General features: G+C 38.9%; 13 protein-coding genes. 3 read left to right on the top strand and 10 right to left on the bottom strand.

Translation table 11 applies throughout. The features are described 5' to 3' along the window. Nucleotides 1–133: 133 nt before the first annotated feature. The 4 genes from gltX to FC56_RS03350 all read right to left on the bottom strand — a co-directional run bounded on the left by gltX (nt 134) and on the right by FC56_RS03350 (nt 4845). The gene (gene gltX, locus FC56_RS03365; RefSeq protein ID WP_056978057.1) at nt 134–1630 is read right to left on the bottom strand and encodes a glutamate--tRNA ligase; all 1497 of its coding nucleotides are present in this window, start codon (nt 1628–1630) and stop codon (nt 134–136) included. An 89-nt stretch (nt 1631–1719) separates the two neighbouring features. Further along, the gene (locus FC56_RS03360; RefSeq protein WP_056978056.1) at nt 1720–2892 is read right to left on the bottom strand and encodes a PIN/TRAM domain-containing protein; all 1173 of its coding nucleotides are present in this window, start codon (nt 2890–2892) and stop codon (nt 1720–1722) included. Between the two features lie 17 nt (nt 2893–2909). Then, nucleotides 2910–4280 (bottom strand): DNA repair protein RadA, encoded by a 1371-nt coding sequence (gene radA, locus FC56_RS03355; protein WP_056978055.1) that lies wholly within the window; start codon nt 4278–4280, stop codon nt 2910–2912. Nucleotides 4281–4305: 25 nt separating this feature from the next. Then, on the bottom strand, nt 4306–4845 hold the full coding sequence (locus tag FC56_RS03350) for a dCTP deaminase/dUTPase family protein (protein WP_056978054.1): 540 nt from the start codon (nt 4843–4845) through the stop codon (nt 4306–4308). 133 nt (nt 4846–4978) lie between these two features. On the opposite strand from FC56_RS03350, the gene rpiA reads away from it, so the two are divergent. Both rpiA and FC56_RS03340 read left to right on the top strand, forming a co-directional pair. Then, a complete protein-coding gene (gene rpiA, locus FC56_RS03345) occupies nt 4979–5662 on the top strand; it encodes a ribose-5-phosphate isomerase RpiA (RefSeq protein WP_056978053.1) in 684 nt (227 codons plus the stop codon). 116 nt (nt 5663–5778) lie between these two features. Then, nucleotides 5779–7113, top strand: a complete 1335-nt coding sequence (locus FC56_RS03340) for a C1 family peptidase (RefSeq protein WP_056978052.1) — start codon at nt 5779–5781, stop codon at nt 7111–7113. Between the two features lie 77 nt (nt 7114–7190). On the opposite strand, the gene FC56_RS03335 is transcribed toward FC56_RS03340, so the two are convergent. From FC56_RS03335 to FC56_RS03315, 5 genes are all read right to left on the bottom strand, one after another. Then, nucleotides 7191–8837, bottom strand: coding sequence for an aspartate-alanine antiporter-like transporter (locus FC56_RS03335; protein ID WP_056978051.1), 1647 nt, complete (start codon nt 8835–8837; stop codon nt 7191–7193). Nucleotides 8838–8861: 24 nt separating this feature from the next. Further along, the gene (locus FC56_RS03330) at nt 8862–10493 is read right to left on the bottom strand and encodes a bifunctional aspartate transaminase/aspartate 4-decarboxylase (RefSeq protein WP_056978050.1); all 1632 of its coding nucleotides are present in this window, start codon (nt 10491–10493) and stop codon (nt 8862–8864) included. A gap of 303 nt (nt 10494–10796) precedes the next feature. Next, the gene (aspS, locus tag FC56_RS03325; RefSeq protein ID WP_056978049.1) at nt 10797–12584 is read right to left on the bottom strand and encodes an aspartate--tRNA ligase; all 1788 of its coding nucleotides are present in this window, start codon (nt 12582–12584) and stop codon (nt 10797–10799) included. A 378-nt stretch (nt 12585–12962) separates the two neighbouring features. Then, nucleotides 12963–13634, bottom strand: coding sequence for a 2,3-bisphosphoglycerate-dependent phosphoglycerate mutase (locus FC56_RS03320; protein WP_056978048.1), 672 nt, complete (start codon nt 13632–13634; stop codon nt 12963–12965). A 71-nt stretch (nt 13635–13705) separates the two neighbouring features. Then, nucleotides 13706–14647 carry a DMT family transporter gene (locus FC56_RS03315; RefSeq protein ID WP_056978047.1) on the bottom strand — a complete coding sequence of 314 codons (942 nt, stop codon included), beginning with the start codon at nt 14645–14647 and terminating at the stop codon, nt 13706–13708. A 197-nt stretch (nt 14648–14844) separates the two neighbouring features. Between FC56_RS03315 and FC56_RS03310 the strand changes: the two genes are divergently transcribed. After that, nucleotides 14845–15990 (top strand): LCP family glycopolymer transferase, encoded by a 1146-nt coding sequence (locus FC56_RS03310; RefSeq protein ID WP_056978046.1) that lies wholly within the window; start codon nt 14845–14847, stop codon nt 15988–15990. A gap of 47 nt (nt 15991–16037) precedes the next feature. On the opposite strand, the gene FC56_RS03305 is transcribed toward FC56_RS03310, so the two are convergent. Then, a complete protein-coding gene (locus tag FC56_RS03305; protein ID WP_054669514.1) occupies nt 16038–16385 on the bottom strand; it encodes a DUF956 family protein in 348 nt (115 codons plus the stop codon). Nucleotides 16386–16402 lie beyond the last annotated feature (17 nt).

Below are 16402 nucleotides of genomic sequence, written 5' to 3'. Positions count from 1 at the left end.
TTCCTCGCTTCATCGGTATTTATTGAAATCATAGCACAAATCAGTGTTAATTTTAGGATTTAAATTTGCAAATTGAAATGAGGTCCGTTGACATTCAACGGACCTCATAAATTAATAAATATTTTTTGATTAATTAATTGTTGGCTTCTAGTTGATCCAATGTTTGTTGAACGTGCTTAACTGCAGTTTCTTTTCCAACTAACTCGATGGATTCTGGCAATTCTGGACCGTGCATTTCATGAGTAACGGCAATTCGAATTGGCATCCAAAGTTTTCTACCCTTAATTCCAGTATCCTTTTGAATTTGCTTGATGGTAGCCAAGATTTGAACCTTGTCAAAAATTGGTAAGTCAGCAATGCGATCCCGGAATTCTTTTAAAACTACTGGAGCAGTTTCATTTTGGATTTCAGCTAAAGCATCACCACTGACCATTTCCGGTTCGTGGAAAAAGACTTCTGCCATTTCGTTAATTTGAGCCATGTAGCTCATTTGTTGTTTGTAGACGTTGATTAACTTCCGAGCCCATTCAATTGTCTTAGTATCCGGGTCGGCTGGCAGGTTACCAGCTTTGATTAACTGTTGTAATGCTAGATCCATAACCACGTCTTCATCACTAGCCTTAACGTATTGATTATTAATCCACTCTAACTTCTTAGAATCAAACTTAGCTGGAGACTTACTCAAGCGCTTTTCGTCGTACATCTTGATGAAGTCCTTCACTGAGAAGATTTCATCTTCGCCCACTGGTGACCAGCCCAATAAGACAATGAAGTTAAACATTGCTTCTGGCAGGTAACCTAGGTCTCGATATTGCTCGATAAATTGAAGCACGGTTTCGTCTCGCTTACTTAACTTCTTCCCCGTATCGGCACTGATAATCAAACTCATGTGACCAAATTGAGGAGCTTGCCAACCGAAGGCTTCGTAAATCATTAATTGTTTTGGTGTGTTAGCAACGTGATCATCACCACGGAACACATGGCTGATTTTCATCAAGTGATCATCAACCACTACGGCAAAGTTGTAAGTAGGCATTCCATCACGTTTGGCGATAACAAAATCGCCACCGATGCTATCAGAGTTAAAGGAAACGTTTCCCTTAACAATATCATCCCAAGCAAAATCGTGGTTCTTAGGGACACGGAATCGAATAACTGGCTTCAAACCCTTAGCTTTAGCAGCTTCAATGGCAGCCTGACGTTCTTCGTCGGTCATTCCAGCATATTCGTATTCATAATGTGGCATTTCTCCACGTGCTTTTTGAGCTTCCCGATCAGCTTCTAGCTCTTCTTCGGTTCGGTAAGATTCGTAAGCCTTACCTTCATCCATAAGTTGTTGGATTAATGGGGTGTAAATATCTTGACGTTCTGATTGGCGGTAAGGACCAAAATCACCAGGTTTATCAGGACCTTCATCCCAATCTAATCCTAACCATTTAAGGTTTTCTAATTGACTGCGTTCACCATCTTCAACATTTCGCTTCGTATCGGTATCTTCGATTCGAATGATGAACTTTCCTTTATTGTGTCGCGCAAACAAGTAATTAAAAATTGCCGTCCGCGCGTTACCGATATGCAAATGTCCAGTTGGACTTGGTGCGTATCGAACCCGAATTGCATCGTTTGCCATGTTTTAAACGCCTCTTTCTAAATTTCTTAAAATAAGTTAGTAGTTTTAGTGTACAATGCTCCGCCCCAAAAATAAAGGGGCTGAACGGTTTACTTCCCGTTTCTCTTGGAATTATGGGTGTTTTCTTTACCTTTAGGATCCTTAGTGTCACCAATACCCTTAGTAGAATGTTCTGGTTTCGCAAAAATCATCTTCCCAGCGTCAGTCTGAATAGCGCTGGTTACGACTACATCAATATGTTGATTCAAGAAATAACGGCCATCTTCAACCACTACCATGGTGCCGTCGTCTAGATAAGCTACCCCTTGTTGTCGTTCCGTTCCGTTTTTCACGACCATTACGTTTAGTTTTTGGCCCGGGACAATCTTTTGTCGTAGAGCATTAGCCAACGCATTAATGTTGAAAACCTGGACATTTTGGAACTGAATTACCTTGTTTAAGTTGTAGTCGTTAGTAACAATTACTCCATTAACATCTTTAGCTAATTGAATTAATTTACTATCAACTTCATCAATGTCATCATAGTCACCTTCGTAGGTTTCAACCGGCATTAATTTTTCACTTTGTAATTTATTCAAAATATCCAATCCTCGCCGGCCCCTAACTCGCTTAACACTATCGCTGGAATCGGCAATGTATTGTAGTTCATAAAGAACGAAGTTAGGAATTAACAAAGTTCCTTCTAAGAAACCGGTTTTAACAATATCGTAGATTCGCCCATCAATTAAAATATTGGTATCTAAGATTTTGTAGTGGTGGTAATTTTCATCAATTGGTTTATCGATAATCTTTTCGTCTAACTCAGAATCCATTTCGGTTTTTTTACGGGATTGAAATACTCGCTTAAACCGGCCACTTTGCGTGGAACCTAACCGCAATCCCACGTAGCCCAATACTAGCATCAAAATCGCTGGTACTAAAGTATTCAAGAAGAACGTGTGAGCCCGGAAAAAGACAGTAGAAATTAAAATGGCCACCACTAGTCCTACGATCATTCCCAAAGTTCCAAATAACAACGAGATTGGATTTTGTTTAGCTAACGACGTCTCTAATTGATCTACTACCTTTAGCACTTGTTTGTCCAGCAACAACGAAATAATATAAAAGATAATGGCTCCTAAAATGGCATTGGTAAACATGTTGTTGAACAAGGTACCATAGCTAAGTTGCAATACCATCCAAAAAATGGGAAAGTAACTCGCCCCGATTGCTGCTCCAGCAATTGTAAAAATTAATCTAACAACTCCCTTGCGTCTCATCATTTCACCTCCTTTATCATTTAACCTAACGCTAATTTAAGTGCTTGAGACAAAGTGGAAACTCCAATGACTTCAATGTTTTTTGGAGGTGTCCACCCTTGCAAATTATTAGCTGGCACCATAATTCTATTAAATCCTAATTTGGCAGCTTCTGCCACCCGTTCTTCAATTCTAGTCACCCGGCGAATTTCACCGGTTAATCCCAATTCTCCCACATAACATTCACTAGGGTTAGTTCCCCGGTCTTTGTACGACGAAGCAATACTAATTGCCATAGCTAAATCAATAGCCGGTTCGTTAAGCTTAACTCCCCCAGCTGCCTTTAAATAAGCATCCTGGTTTTGCAGCATTAACCCGGCTCGTTTTTCTAACACCGCCATAATCAAAGAAACACGGTTCCGGTCCAATCCTGAAGCGGTTCGTTGGGCATTTCCAAATACTGACGCGGTAATTAACGCTTGAATTTCAACTAAAATGGGGCGAGTCCCTTCCATAGATACCACAATAGCAGAACCAGTAGCATCCTTTAACCGTTCTTCTAGGAAAATTTCAGATGGATTAGTCACCTCAGCTAAACCACCTTCTCGCATTTCAAATACACCTAATTCATTGGTAGAACCAAACCGGTTTTTAACTGCCCGTAAAATACGGTAAGAATGATTAAGATCTCCTTCAAAGTATAAAACGGTATCCACCATGTGTTCTAAAATTTTCGGTCCGGCAATTGCCCCGCCTTTAGTTACATGTCCCACCACAAAAACAGTGATTCCTTGGCCTTTAGCGATTTTCATTAAATCAGCCGTCACTTCTCTGACCTGGGCCACTGAACCAGTAGCTGATTGCACTTCGGGTTCTTGCATAGTTTGAACGGAATCAATTACCACTGCATCGGGCTTTAATTCATTAATCGTAGCCCGAATTTCATCCATATTGGTTTGGGGGTAGATATAAAGCTGATCGCTATTCACGTTTAAGCGATCCGCTCGCATTTTTATCTGATTAGCGCTCTCTTCTCCAGAAACATATAAGATCTTGCCTTGCCGGCTTAATTGACTAGATACTTGTAATAATAAAGTGGATTTACCAATCCCAGGATCTCCACCAATTAGAACTAAGGATCCTGGGACTACTCCGCCACCTAACACACGGTTAAGTTCTTCTAAATCGGTCTGGATGCGAGGTTCATTTTCAAATTTAACTTCCCCTAGCAATTCAGGCTGCACACTACTAGTACCCGTTCGACGAAGACCAGTAGCCGTATTAGCCTTGGTTTGGGTGACCACTTCTTCTACTAAAGTATTCCACTCGCCACAGTTTGGGCAGCGTCCCAAGTATCGCGGCGAAATGTAACCGCAGTTTTGACAGACAAATTGTGTTTTTGATTTTGCCACTAAAATCCTCCTCTAGTGTCGTTAATTATTTTCCGGAAGAACCGAAGCCTCCAGAACGGGTTTGTTTTAAATCATCATTATCGTTATCGGTGGTTAAATAAGGCATAAAAATCCCCTGACCAATTCGATCACCTTTTTTGATTTTCATATCGGTAATCCCTAAATTCACCATTTGAATAAAGATTTCGCCTTCATTAGCATCGTTATTGTAGTAATCAGCATCAATCACACCAATTCCATTTGGTACCACTAAGCCACGTTTAAGTGGGTTACTGGAACGATTGGCAATGATTAACACTTCATTAGGTTGCATAAATGCTTTAATCCCCGTTGGAATTAAATACGGTTTTAAAGTTGCATTAGCATCATTAATTTCTTGAGCACTTAATTCCTTGGTACTTTTGATTGTTGATAAAGCTTTTAAAAATGGAAACCGCCAAATAGATGGCAACACCATATCCACTGAACTTTCAAAGTCATAACCAGCCGCCTGCTTAGTGGCTCGTTTAGGTAAATTAATTGCTTGATCTTGGTATTTAGAAACTACTTCAAAGCCTCGAATCATCAAATCATCCTTTCGTTTACCGTTCTAATTATAAACTAAAGACCAACTTTTTAACATCAATTGACAAAACTTAACAAAACCTGCAAAATGGACGTTAGTAAAACCTTAAACGATAAACAGCAGGAGGTACCCCATGAATCAAAACGAATTAAAGCAATTGGTCGGTCAAGAAGCCGCTAAATACGTTGAAAACAATACCGTAGTTGGATTAGGAACTGGTTCAACCGTTAAATACCTAGTTGATGCTTTAGGTAAGCGTGTTCAAGAAGAAGGATTATCAATCGTTGGTGTTCCTACTTCAGAACGGACTGCTGAACAAGCACGGGGATTAGGCATCACCATTAAGGACGTTGATGAAGTTGATCATATTGATTTGACCATCGATGGTGCTGACCAAATTGATAAAAACTTCCAAGGAATTAAGGGTGGCGGAGCTGCCCATCTCTGGGAAAAGATCGTAGCTATTAACTCCCGTAAAAACATGTGGATTGTTGATGAAAGTAAAATGGCAGATGAATTAGGTTCTTTTCCACTACCATTAGAAGTTATTCCTTATGGTAGCACCCAACTTTTGAAGCGCCTAGCTGATCGAGGATACAATCCAGAGTTCCGGATGAATGGTTCAGAACACGTTTTGACCGACTCCAAGAACTACGTAATTGATTTACATTTAGGTCATATTGATGATCCTCATGCCTTAGCTAAAGATTTAGATAGTATGACCGGGGTTGTTGAGCACGGCTTATTCTTAGATCTAGTTAACATTGTGATCGTTGGTCACGACGACGGACCAGAAGTTTTAAATGCTCGTCCATAATTAATAATTGATTAATGGGACTGTTTCAAAGACAGTATTTGTCTTTGGTCAGCTCCCTTTTTTATTTGTCTTAATCAGAGTACAATATACTCATTAAATTTTAAGGAGGGATTTTTTTGTCAGCTGGTATCAGTTTTGATCAAATTAATCAGTTTCAAAATAATCTAGACACTAAAAAAGAGGCTAAAGTAATTGAACGATCAGTTACCCATCAAGGAATTTTAGCCACCAGTTCCGATTTCGCTTCAGAAGTAGCCATGAATCCTGTTTTTTCAATCGACTTAGCCACCGGAGACGTAGCAGACCAAAAGCAAAGTGGTCGTTGCTGGATGTTTGCAGCGCTAAACACGATGCGGCATAAATTAATGACTAATTTTAAGATGAACGATGATTTCGAACTTTCTCAAAACTACATCAACTTTTGGGATAAATTTGAAAAGTCTAATTTCTTTTTAGATAACGTTATTAAAACCGCCAACGAGCCTCTAGATTCTCGAAAGGTAGCTTGGTTGATGGCCACTCCCCAACAAGATGGTGGGCAGTGGGATATGCTATGTGCTTTAATTGAAAAGTATGGTATCGTCCCTAAATCTGCTATGCCGGAAACTTTTAGTAGTGAAAAATCAGCTCAATTGAACAAATTTCTCAACCTTAAACTCCGTCATAACGCCGCAGTTTTACGAGAATTAGTAGCTAACAATGCTAGTAACGCAAAATTACTTTCTACTAAAGAAAAAATGTTAAATGATATTTATCGCATGCTTGCCTATACTTTGGGTGAACCTACTCAAAAATTTGATTTCGAATATCGAGACAAAGATAAACAATATCATATTGACCGCGATCTTAATCCACGAGCATTCTTCAAAAAATATATTGATATAGATTTAAATAATTACGTTTCTCTAATCAACTCCCCTACTGCTGATAAGCCTTTCATGAAAACTTATACTGTAGAAATGTTAGGTAACGTGGTCGGTGGCCGCCAAGTTAAACATTTGAACTTAGAAATGAACGATTTGAAGCAACTTGCTATCGAACAATTAAAACGTGGTGAATCTGTATGGTTTGGAAGTGACGTTGGTCAAAGTTCTAACTCCCAAAAAGGAATTATGGATACCTCACTCTACGCTCCAGATGAATTATTTGATACTGATCTTTCCCTTTCTAAGGGAGCTCGCTTAGATTACGGCGAAAGTCTAATGACTCACGCAATGGTCATTACCGGGGTAGATCTAGTAGACGACAAACCAACTAAATGGAAAGTTGAAAATAGTTGGGGTAAAAAAGTTGGTAATAAAGGTTACTTTGTAATGAGTGATGACTGGATGGATCAATTTGTTTATCAAATCGTGGTAAACAAAAACTTTATGCCTGCTGAAATACAAGCAGCCCAAGAACAAGAACCGATTGAATTAGCTCCTTGGGACCCAATGGGAGCCTTAGCTTAAAATAATCATTTCCACAAAAAAAGCCTTAAATTCGAAATTAATCGAATTTAAGGCTTTTTGCTTATTATTAAATGCTATTAGGCAAGTAATACTAAGAAGATAGGTCCCATTAACGTTAAGAAAATGTTACCAATAACATAAGCTGGAGCAACAGTAGCAGCGAAGTAAGGGCCACCTTCTGGACCAGATGCTTCAGTAATGGCATTCAAACCAGCAGAAAGTGTATCCGCACCGGTTAATGAACCAATTAAAGCAACAGGTTCCATCTTCAATACCCACTTATCAATATACAAAGTAATGATATGTGGAAGGATTGAAATAATTGCACCAATTAAGAAAACGGAAATTCCAAGTGACTTGAAGGCTGAAACGAAAGTCCGTGCAGCTGACAAACCAACCGTAACGATAAAGATGTTCAAACCAAAGCTTTGGAAGAATTCCATGATATTGTCAGGAATAGAGTCAATGTATTGATTCTTATCTTGCCAAATACTCAAGATCAAACCAACAATCACACTACCTGTACCACCACCAAGAGCCAATGGAACACCACCGACCTTGGTACCAACAACACCTAAAGCAGCACTGGCTGCAATACCTAAACAGAACATAGCGTAGTTAATAGCGCTAGCAGAAGCTTTCCACTTACCTAATGAACTAAGTTCTGATTTAACTGCAGCAAAATCACCAGTTAACCCAATTGGGCTACCAGCATGAAGGTCATCTAAAGTACGCATGTTACCTTCTGCAGGATCCATTAAGTTAACGAAGATTCCCTTCTTTTCAAGGGCAACGATACCATCTTTAGTAAAGTTTTTACCCAAGATAAAGAATTTTTCACTAAATTTCTTAGTGTCATCATTAATTACTTCATGCAAACCAGTACCAGTAACAGTATCTGAAAGATCGTTAGCGTAACCTGCAAAGGTAACAACGTCGTTAGCTTGCAAAGCATCACTATCTTTCAAATCACTACCGTTACGAACGGCACCTAATAATTGAACCTTAGTTGCATCCAAGCTGTTCATAATATCAGCAAGGGTCTTACCAACAAAAGTTGAATTATCCACAACATCATAAGTCCGGATCCGAGTCATACTAGGAACAGCTGCAGTAAAGTTCATTTCACGAGCAACTTTAGTAGCTTGATCCTTAACGTTGATGTGTAACATCTTTGGTGCAAGGTCCCGCAAGAAGATAAGAACCCCGATAGTACCAAATACGTAAGTCAACGCGTAAACAATTGGAATTTGAGAACTGTACAATGCTTTTAAGGAACCAGAAATAGGTAATTTTTGGATAGTTTCCAAAGAACTACCAATAACGGCTGATTGAGTCAAAGCACCGGCAATTGTACCAGCGGCAACACCAGGGCCAACGTTAAAGATCTTGAAGCAAGCCCAGGCAGTTAAGAAGGCGAAGATTAAGAACAAGAAACTTGAAATAATAATCTTCATCCCAAAACGTTTCATACTTGAAACGAAAGTAGGTCCAACTCGATACCCAATTGCAAACATGAAGAAGTCAAAGAAGATATCACCTAAGACAGTGTCTCGAGTAAATACCCCAATTTGACCAAAGATCAATGATACAACTAGGACACCAACAGTAGCACCTAAAGTGAACGAGCCAAACTTAACCCGTCCTAAAATGTAACCCAGTCCCAAACAAATGAAGATTGAAATAACTGGATTAGCAACAAAAAATTGACCAATTCCACTCATAATTAAAGACCACTCTTACTATTATTATTTATTATTTTTTTGGTATTCAGCGTAGTACTGAGCCAAAAGTTCTTTCATATATTCAGCAATCTTAGCGTAACTTTCAGTTGGCATGTTAGCTAATGAAATCCGAACATAACCTTCGTTAGCACCAAATGATGAAGCGTCCATAATTACTGCACCGAATTCACGTACCAAACGGTAAGAGAAGTCAAGGTAGTTATAATTCTTAACGTACCAATCACTAAAGTCCTTGTTATATGATTTTTCCATCAAAGTAGGAATGTTAATAAGTGTGTAGTACTTAGTGTTACCTTCAGATTCATCAGCGTCTACGCCTAAACCATTCCAGAAGGCATTGTAACGTTCGCCAACTACTTCACGAGAAGCATCAAGATAAGTGTCATCACCAACAGTCAAGTTGTTAGCGGCTAACAATTCCATCATGATTTGTTGTGGAGTTGACAAACCAGCAACGTGATACAAACCAATTGCACGACTGTCAGCAACCATCCGGTCGATGAACTTCATGTGCAATGGATCAGTAACAACTTTAGAGTAACGGTCTTCGAATTCGGCCTTGATTTCAGGATTTGCAGCTGTCTTTTCAGCAATAATTTGATCAAAGACATTATCCTTGTGGGCAGCAGTAAGACCAAGACGGTGTCCAGTTACACCGAATAGTTTAGAGAATGAGTAAACTAATAAAGTGTTGTGAGGAACAACTGAGTAAATAGTCTTAAAGCCTTCAGCAAAAGTACCATAAACATCATCAGTAACGATAGTTAACTTAGGATTTGCTTCAACAACTTCTTTGATCTTGTCAAGAGCGTGATTACTAAATGCACGAGCAGCAGGGTTAGTAGGGTTAACATCGAAGAATGCCTTGATGCTAGGATCTTTCAATTGATCCAATTGTTCATCAGTCATTTGCCAATCGTTGTCTTCGCTAGAAAGCAAAGGAACAATTTCCAAGTTGTATTCCTTTAAAATAGGAATTTCCAAGTATGGAGTAAAGATTGGTGTGTTGATGGCAACCTTATCACCTGGTTCCAAGATATGTGAAAGTTTCATTTCGTTGAAGATGTAAACCATTGATGCGGCCCCACCTTCAGTTGGGAACAATTCAGTTTCATTAGCTAGTTCAGCGCCACGGTATAATGCCTTTTCAAGATACTTGTTAAGAATCTTTTCAACATTAACCAATGAACGTGAAGGAACTGGGTAATGGTTACCAATAGCTCCGTCGGCCATTTCGTGAACCATTTCATCACCATTAATACCAAGTTCGTCAGTAGCGTATTTAACAGTATTCAAAAGAAGTTGGTCAGCAGGATTTTCTGGGTTCATGAATTCTTTAAAACGATCTTCAATCCCGTCCATTTCAATGTAACCAGCCATTGCGCCGTTGTCTTTGGTGAAAGTCCGTTCTGAATCCTTGATACCAAATTCAACCATCCGACCTTGAGCCAAACGAGCAGTAGTGTTAATCCAGTTAGGGTTACCACGACCAACATCGATTGGTTCGTTGCCGTTCAAGTTATCTGGGGCGATCTTGCGAAAATCTGCCGTAACTTCAAAGTTAGATAGGTGAGAAAGTTCACCTAATTTGGAGCCATCAATTGATTCAAATTTATCAAGTGCTGTATCTGCCATGAGAAAATACTCCTTTTAATATATATAATTTCTGAAACATGCGAAATAAAATTGGCCAAAATTATCTCTCGGAAACTGAAAGAACAATAAAAACAAGATTGCGGGACTTGTTGTAATCGTATCCACTTTCCGACCATTATTTTACCTGTTTGTGTCAGTTATTACAAGGGTAAAAGCGAGTTAAGCATTTTCATAACATGTACGTTATCTATAGAAAGGTTTTAATAATTAAATACACAAAAAAAGGCCCTATTCACCATAGGACCTTTCATATTTATATCGATTAAATTGTAATGAATATAACTATTCATTAATTTCAGGATCTAAATCTAGCTTAATTCCCAATTCTTTTAATTGTTCTTCACTAACTTCAGCAGGAGCCTGAGTCATTGGTTCAATTGCTTTAGAATTCTTAGGGAAAGCAATCACTTCACGAATGTTATCTGCACCGGCTAAGAGACGTGCAAAACGGTCTAAGCCAAGAGCGATACCACCATGAGGTGGGAAACCAAACTTCAAAGCGTTGATGAAGTAGCCAAATTGTTCGTAAGCACTTTCCTTAGTAAAGCCAAGAGCTCGGAACATCTTTTCTTGTAACTCAGCGTTATGAATACGGATAGAACCACCACCAAGTTCAAGACCATTTAAGATAATGTCATAACTTTGAGCGTGGGCTTTATGAGGATCTTCTCCTTCGTCCAAGTAATGTTCGTCACCTTCGTTTGGTGCGGTAAATGGATGGTGAGCTGCAACCCAGCGTTGATCACCTTCATCGTATTCAAACAATGGCCAATCGATTACCCAGAGGAACTTGTAAACGTCTTCTGGAATCATGTTAAGTTCATTAGCCAAGTTAACCCGAAGTGACCCTAATGAGTCGGAAACTACTTTGAAACGATCAAATACCATGAAGATAATGTCGCCTTCTTTAGCTTCTAACCGGTCAGTCAATTCTTTGTAAACCGGGGTAAGCAATTTAGCAGATGAACCGCTGAAGCCATCAGCTTCGACTTTAGCCCATACTAAGCGTTTAACACCATAGCGTTCAAGGTATTGTTCCTTAGCTTCAATATCCTTACGAGAATATTTATCAGCAGCCCCTTCAGCCACGATGGCCCGAGCCAAGATTTCGTGTTCTGAATCTTCAAAGGCTGGAGCAGCAATGTTAGCGCCCTTAATGATTTCAGTAACATCTTGAATTTCCATTGCGAACCGAGCATCTGGTTGATCAGTACCAAAACGGTCCATTGATTCTTGCCAGCTGATTCGTGGGAATGGAGTTTCAATATCCTTATTTAAGGCTTTTTTCATTACGTTCTTCAACATACCTTCAGTTAAGTCCATAATATCATGTTGGCTTAAGAAAGTAGTTTCAACGTCGATTTGGGTAAATTCTGGTTGCCGGTCACCACGCAAATCTTCATCACGGAAACAACGAGCGATTTGGTAGTAACGGTCAAATCCCCCACCCATCAACAATTGCTTGTATTGTTGTGGTGATTGAGGCAATGCATAGAAATGACCCTTAGATACCCGACTAGGTACCAAGTAATCCCGAGCACCTTCTGGAGTTGATTTAGCTAAATCAGGAGTTTCAATATCTAAGAAACCATTGTTATCGTAAAATTCACGAACGGCTCGCGTAATGGTGCTTCTAAGACGAAGGCCCCGTTGCATGCTTGGTCGACGTAATTCAAGGTAACGATATTTTAATAATAAATCTTCGTTAACGTCAGCGTCATCACGAATTTCAAATGGTAGTGGTTCACTAGTATTTAAAATCGTTGCTTCTTCAACGTTAACTTCGACGTTTCCGCTTTTAATGTCGTGGTTTTCTTGTCCTTCAGCTCGTTTGACAACTTCACCGACAACCTTAATAACATATTCATTTCTTACTTCTTTAGCAATACTAAATGCTTCTTTAGAGCGGTCTTCGTTAAAGGCCAGTTGAACGATGCCCTCTCTATCACGCAAATCAATAAAGATTAATTTTCCTAAATCACGACGGCGATCAACCCAACCGAAGAGTGTTACCTTTTGATTTAGGTAACTTTCATTTACAAGTCCCGCATAAGTAGTTCTTTCAACCATAAAATTTACATCCCTTCCTAAACGTTAATATAGTTGGTACTCCGTCTGAGCTCTTTTATGTATTGATATACAAAAAGAGCCCTTGCACACTTAATAGTGTACAAGGGCTCGCGAGCGGTACCACCTTGATAGATACTCAAAAGATATCGCCCTTTTTCATCTAAGAGCGGATGAAGTACGTGAATACCCCATCTCCTGATAAGATGTCTTCGTAAAGACGATTAACAAGTTCACACCAACCACTTGCTCTCTGAATAATCGTTCATTTACTACTGGTCCTCGTCAACGGATTTTATTTAAGGACTATGTTATCACAGCCATTTAAAAATACAACCCTTTTGTTTTTCTTTTTCATGAAAAGCCTTACGGGATAGTTATTTACTGCAAAAAAGTTTTTTTAATAATGTTTAAATGCTCATCAAAATCGTATCTAATCGGTTCTCCATTAGGGACTTCTACTAAACTAATTTCTTCATCCGATATATTTTCTAGGTACTTAATCAAGGCCCGCATAGTACTACCATGAGCCACAATTAATTGATTTTGACCATCTAACAGGCGCGGAGCAATCTGATCTTGCCAGTAAGGTAATAACCGTTTTTGAGCCATCTGCAGACTTTCGCCACGTGGAATTGTTACTCCTAGTTTTGCATACCGCTTATCATAATCCGGAGTGGCTAACAACGGTGGCACAGTTTCAAAGCTTCGTCGCCAAATTTTAACTTGAGCTGCTCCCACTTCTTGAGCTACCAATTGTTTATTTTGCCCCCGAAGTGCCCCGTAATGTCGTTCATTTAACCGCCAAGATTTATATTCCGGTATCCAAAGCTGATCAATTTCTGCCAAAATAATATTAGCGGTAATAATTGCCCGTTTTAACATTGAGGTATGAACAGCGGTAAAATTTAATCCAGTATTCTTAATTAACCGTCCTGCTTGTTGTGCCTGTAGATACCCTTTAGAAGTCAGATCTACATCACTCCAACCGGTAAAAATATTGTCTCGATTGGCTTGACTTTCGCCATGTCTAGTAACAATTAACGATGTCATGATAGTTTCCTCTTTACTCTCATTTCTACTTAGTGAATATTGTAGCAAAAAAGAACTTCATTGGCACTAATTTAAGATACAACTTGCTGCCGTTGATTATCGATAAAGGAAACCACGGATCCTAGAATAATAACGATAATTCCAATCACCATATTAGTAGTCAATCGTTCATGAATTAAAATCATCGCCAAAATTGGTGCAAGAGCTGGTTTAATGAAAAATACTAACGAAGCCATGGCTACGCCGCCTCGCTGCATTGCTAAAAAGTAAAACGCAAAACCACCACCAGTTACACAGACACTTATAAAGAACAATACCAAAAAATGATTAGGTGTAATGTTAGTTAAAACTGGAATATTACTAAAACTCTTTAACCAACTAGATTGATTTAGCCAAGCACTTACTCCGTGAATATGACTAATGGATACCAAAATAAAGAGTTCAATAGCTCCAGCAATAAACGTATACGCAGTCATTGGAATTCCTCCTAGGTCATCCTTTAAAGCTGCCCACCGAGAAATGATACTGTAAAAACCAAAAGTCAAAGCAGATAAAATTCCTAGTGAAGTCCCAATTGGATTAGTTAAATTAGCCGGATTAACAATCACTACCAAGCCAACAATGGTAATTAACAACGATAACACTTCAGCCCGGTCTAATCGCTCATGTAAGAGCAAAAAGGCAAACATCAACGCAAATACTGGGTTACAGCTAAACAGTACTGCTACGGTAGCGGGTGAATCATAAATAATGGCTAATTGATATAGCGTCATACTAACCACCACACACAAAAAACCGGTTAATGCAAACATTGAGTAATCAAACAAGGATAGTTTTTGCCCATTAACTTTTAAGTCGTGTCGGGCTAACGGTAGTAAAACTAACCCTCCAATCAAAAACCGAATTAAATTTAATTGGATGGGATTGTAAAGACCAGTGACGGTTTTCAAAACAATTTCCATGGAACTAAACATTAACGTAGAGATAGCTATGTAAATAAAAGTTTTTTTCACGACAACTTTACTCCTCATAAATTAATTATTTTTCCATAAGTAATACGTTGATTATTGTATCACAAAGTAAAAATTGTTTGGCTGCCACTTAGACTATGTTAGAATGTTAAAGAATGCTTAAAAAAGGACTACAAGTAATAAATGATTGGGAATTATGCAATATAATTCTCTTATAATTTTGTAAACGAGGATAGATTATGCCATCTGATAATAACAAAAAAGATTTCGATCCGGTTTACTCCCGGAGAGCTGAAAATAAGCCACACTATAAGCAAAAGAACCAAAAGAAACGTCGGATGATTGGCTGGAGTATTTTTGCCATCTTATTAATTGTAATTGGGTCCGGTTTAATTTGGGGCTACGGCGCCTACAAAAACGCCAAAAAGACCTTTAAGCAAACCTACGATTCAACTAATATCCAAAAATCACGAAACGTTTCGTCAGTTATTAAATCTGGTAAGCCCCTTAACATTTTGTTGTTAGGGACCGATACCGGTGCTTTAGGCCGACACGATACTGGTAGAACTGATACCATGATCTTGGCAAGTATCAATCCAAAAAAAGAAACCGTTTATTTAACTAGTATTGCTCGAGATACTAAGGTTGTTGTTCCAGGTGATTCTATGCCATACGAAAAAATTAATGCGGCATATACAATCGGGGGAGCCGGAACAGCTGTTAAAACCGTTCAAAATCTATTGAACGTCCCAATTGATTTTTACGCCATCATCAACATGGGTGGATTAAAAACAATGGTCGATGCAGTTGGAGGAGTATCAGTTACTCCACCACTCACCTTCCAATATGGTCACGCTAACGTCACTAAGGGTCAAAAAGTAACCTTAAACGGTAAGCAAGCCTTAGACTATTCCAGAATGCGTGACGATGATCCTAAGGGTGACTACGGTAGACAAAAACGCCAAAAGCAAGTTATTCAAGCGTTAGTGATGAAGATGATTAATATCTCTTCTCTAACTCGTTACAAGAATATTTTGTCATCATTGAACGGCAACTTTAAGAGTGACCTTACCTTTGATGATATGATCGCTATTAGAGCTAAATACGGTGACGCAACTCATCACATTAAGTCTCAAACCCTACAAGGGCAAGATGCTATGATCGACAACTTGGCTTACCAAGTAGTTTCGGATGACGAGTTACTCAAAGTCACAAATAAACTCCGATCTGTACTAGAATTATCTAAAGCTTCAGAATTAACCACTGATCAAAAAACAGCTGTTGATTCCGGATCTAGTGCTACTTACACCACTGGCTACTCAGACCAAACAGGAACAGCTGGTTACACTACTGCCCAACAACCAGCAACTGGCGTTGGCTATTAAAATCAAATAAAAAAGGACCGCAGGAATTTACCTGCGGTCCTTTTTTATTACTTTTGATTACGACGATAACGAACTATTTGGCCGTTTTCTAATTTTCGGTTAAAAACGTGAATTACTTGCTTAGTTTTCCGAGTTAAAATATTGATTTTCTTACCGTCCTTAGTAATCAAATAGAATCCTCGATAAAACTTACCAAAAGCAATTTGAACCTGGACCTGTTCAATTTGATTATATGGTATTTGAATAAACCCATTCTTAAATTGGCGTTCAAATTCAATTCCATTGTTTCCTAACGTAACAGTCCCTTGCAGTCCATTCATCTGGTCCTGCATATAGCGTGCATCCACAGTTAGAATGTTAATTTCATTCAATGGCTTATGAGAGCGTGGTAACATGGATTTTCTCCTTACCT

This window comes from Lentilactobacillus senioris DSM 24302 = JCM 17472 (assembly GCF_001436555.1).
In the GTDB taxonomy this organism is placed as follows: Bacteria; Bacillota; Bacilli; order Lactobacillales; family Lactobacillaceae; genus Lentilactobacillus; species Lentilactobacillus senioris.
The sequence above is the reverse complement of the archived record's forward strand: the minus strand, read 5'-3'. Positions and strand labels throughout refer to the sequence as shown.

Coding starts and splice junctions, on each gene's coding strand:
- gltX (WP_056978057.1), bottom strand. CDS start 1,630: ATGGCAAACGATGCAATTCGGGTTCGATACGCACCAAGTCCAACTGGA.
- FC56_RS03360 (WP_056978056.1), bottom strand. CDS start 2,892: ATGATGAGACGCAAGGGAGTTGTTAGATTAATTTTTACAATTGCTGGA.
- FC56_RS03350 (WP_056978054.1), bottom strand. CDS start 4,845: ATGATTCGAGGCTTTGAAGTAGTTTCTAAATACCAAGATCAAGCAATT.
- rpiA (WP_056978053.1), top strand. CDS start 4,979: ATGAATCAAAACGAATTAAAGCAATTGGTCGGTCAAGAAGCCGCTAAA.
- FC56_RS03335 (WP_056978051.1), bottom strand. CDS start 8,837: ATGAGTGGAATTGGTCAATTTTTTGTTGCTAATCCAGTTATTTCAATC.
- FC56_RS03330 (WP_056978050.1), bottom strand. CDS start 10,493: ATGGCAGATACAGCACTTGATAAATTTGAATCAATTGATGGCTCCAAA.
- aspS (WP_056978049.1), bottom strand. CDS start 12,584: ATGGTTGAAAGAACTACTTATGCGGGACTTGTAAATGAAAGTTACCTA.
- FC56_RS03320 (WP_056978048.1), bottom strand. CDS start 13,634: ATGACATCGTTAATTGTTACTAGACATGGCGAAAGTCAAGCCAATCGA.
- FC56_RS03310 (WP_056978046.1), top strand. CDS start 14,845: ATGCCATCTGATAATAACAAAAAAGATTTCGATCCGGTTTACTCCCGG.
- FC56_RS03305 (WP_054669514.1), bottom strand. CDS start 16,385: ATGTTACCACGCTCTCATAAGCCATTGAATGAAATTAACATTCTAACT.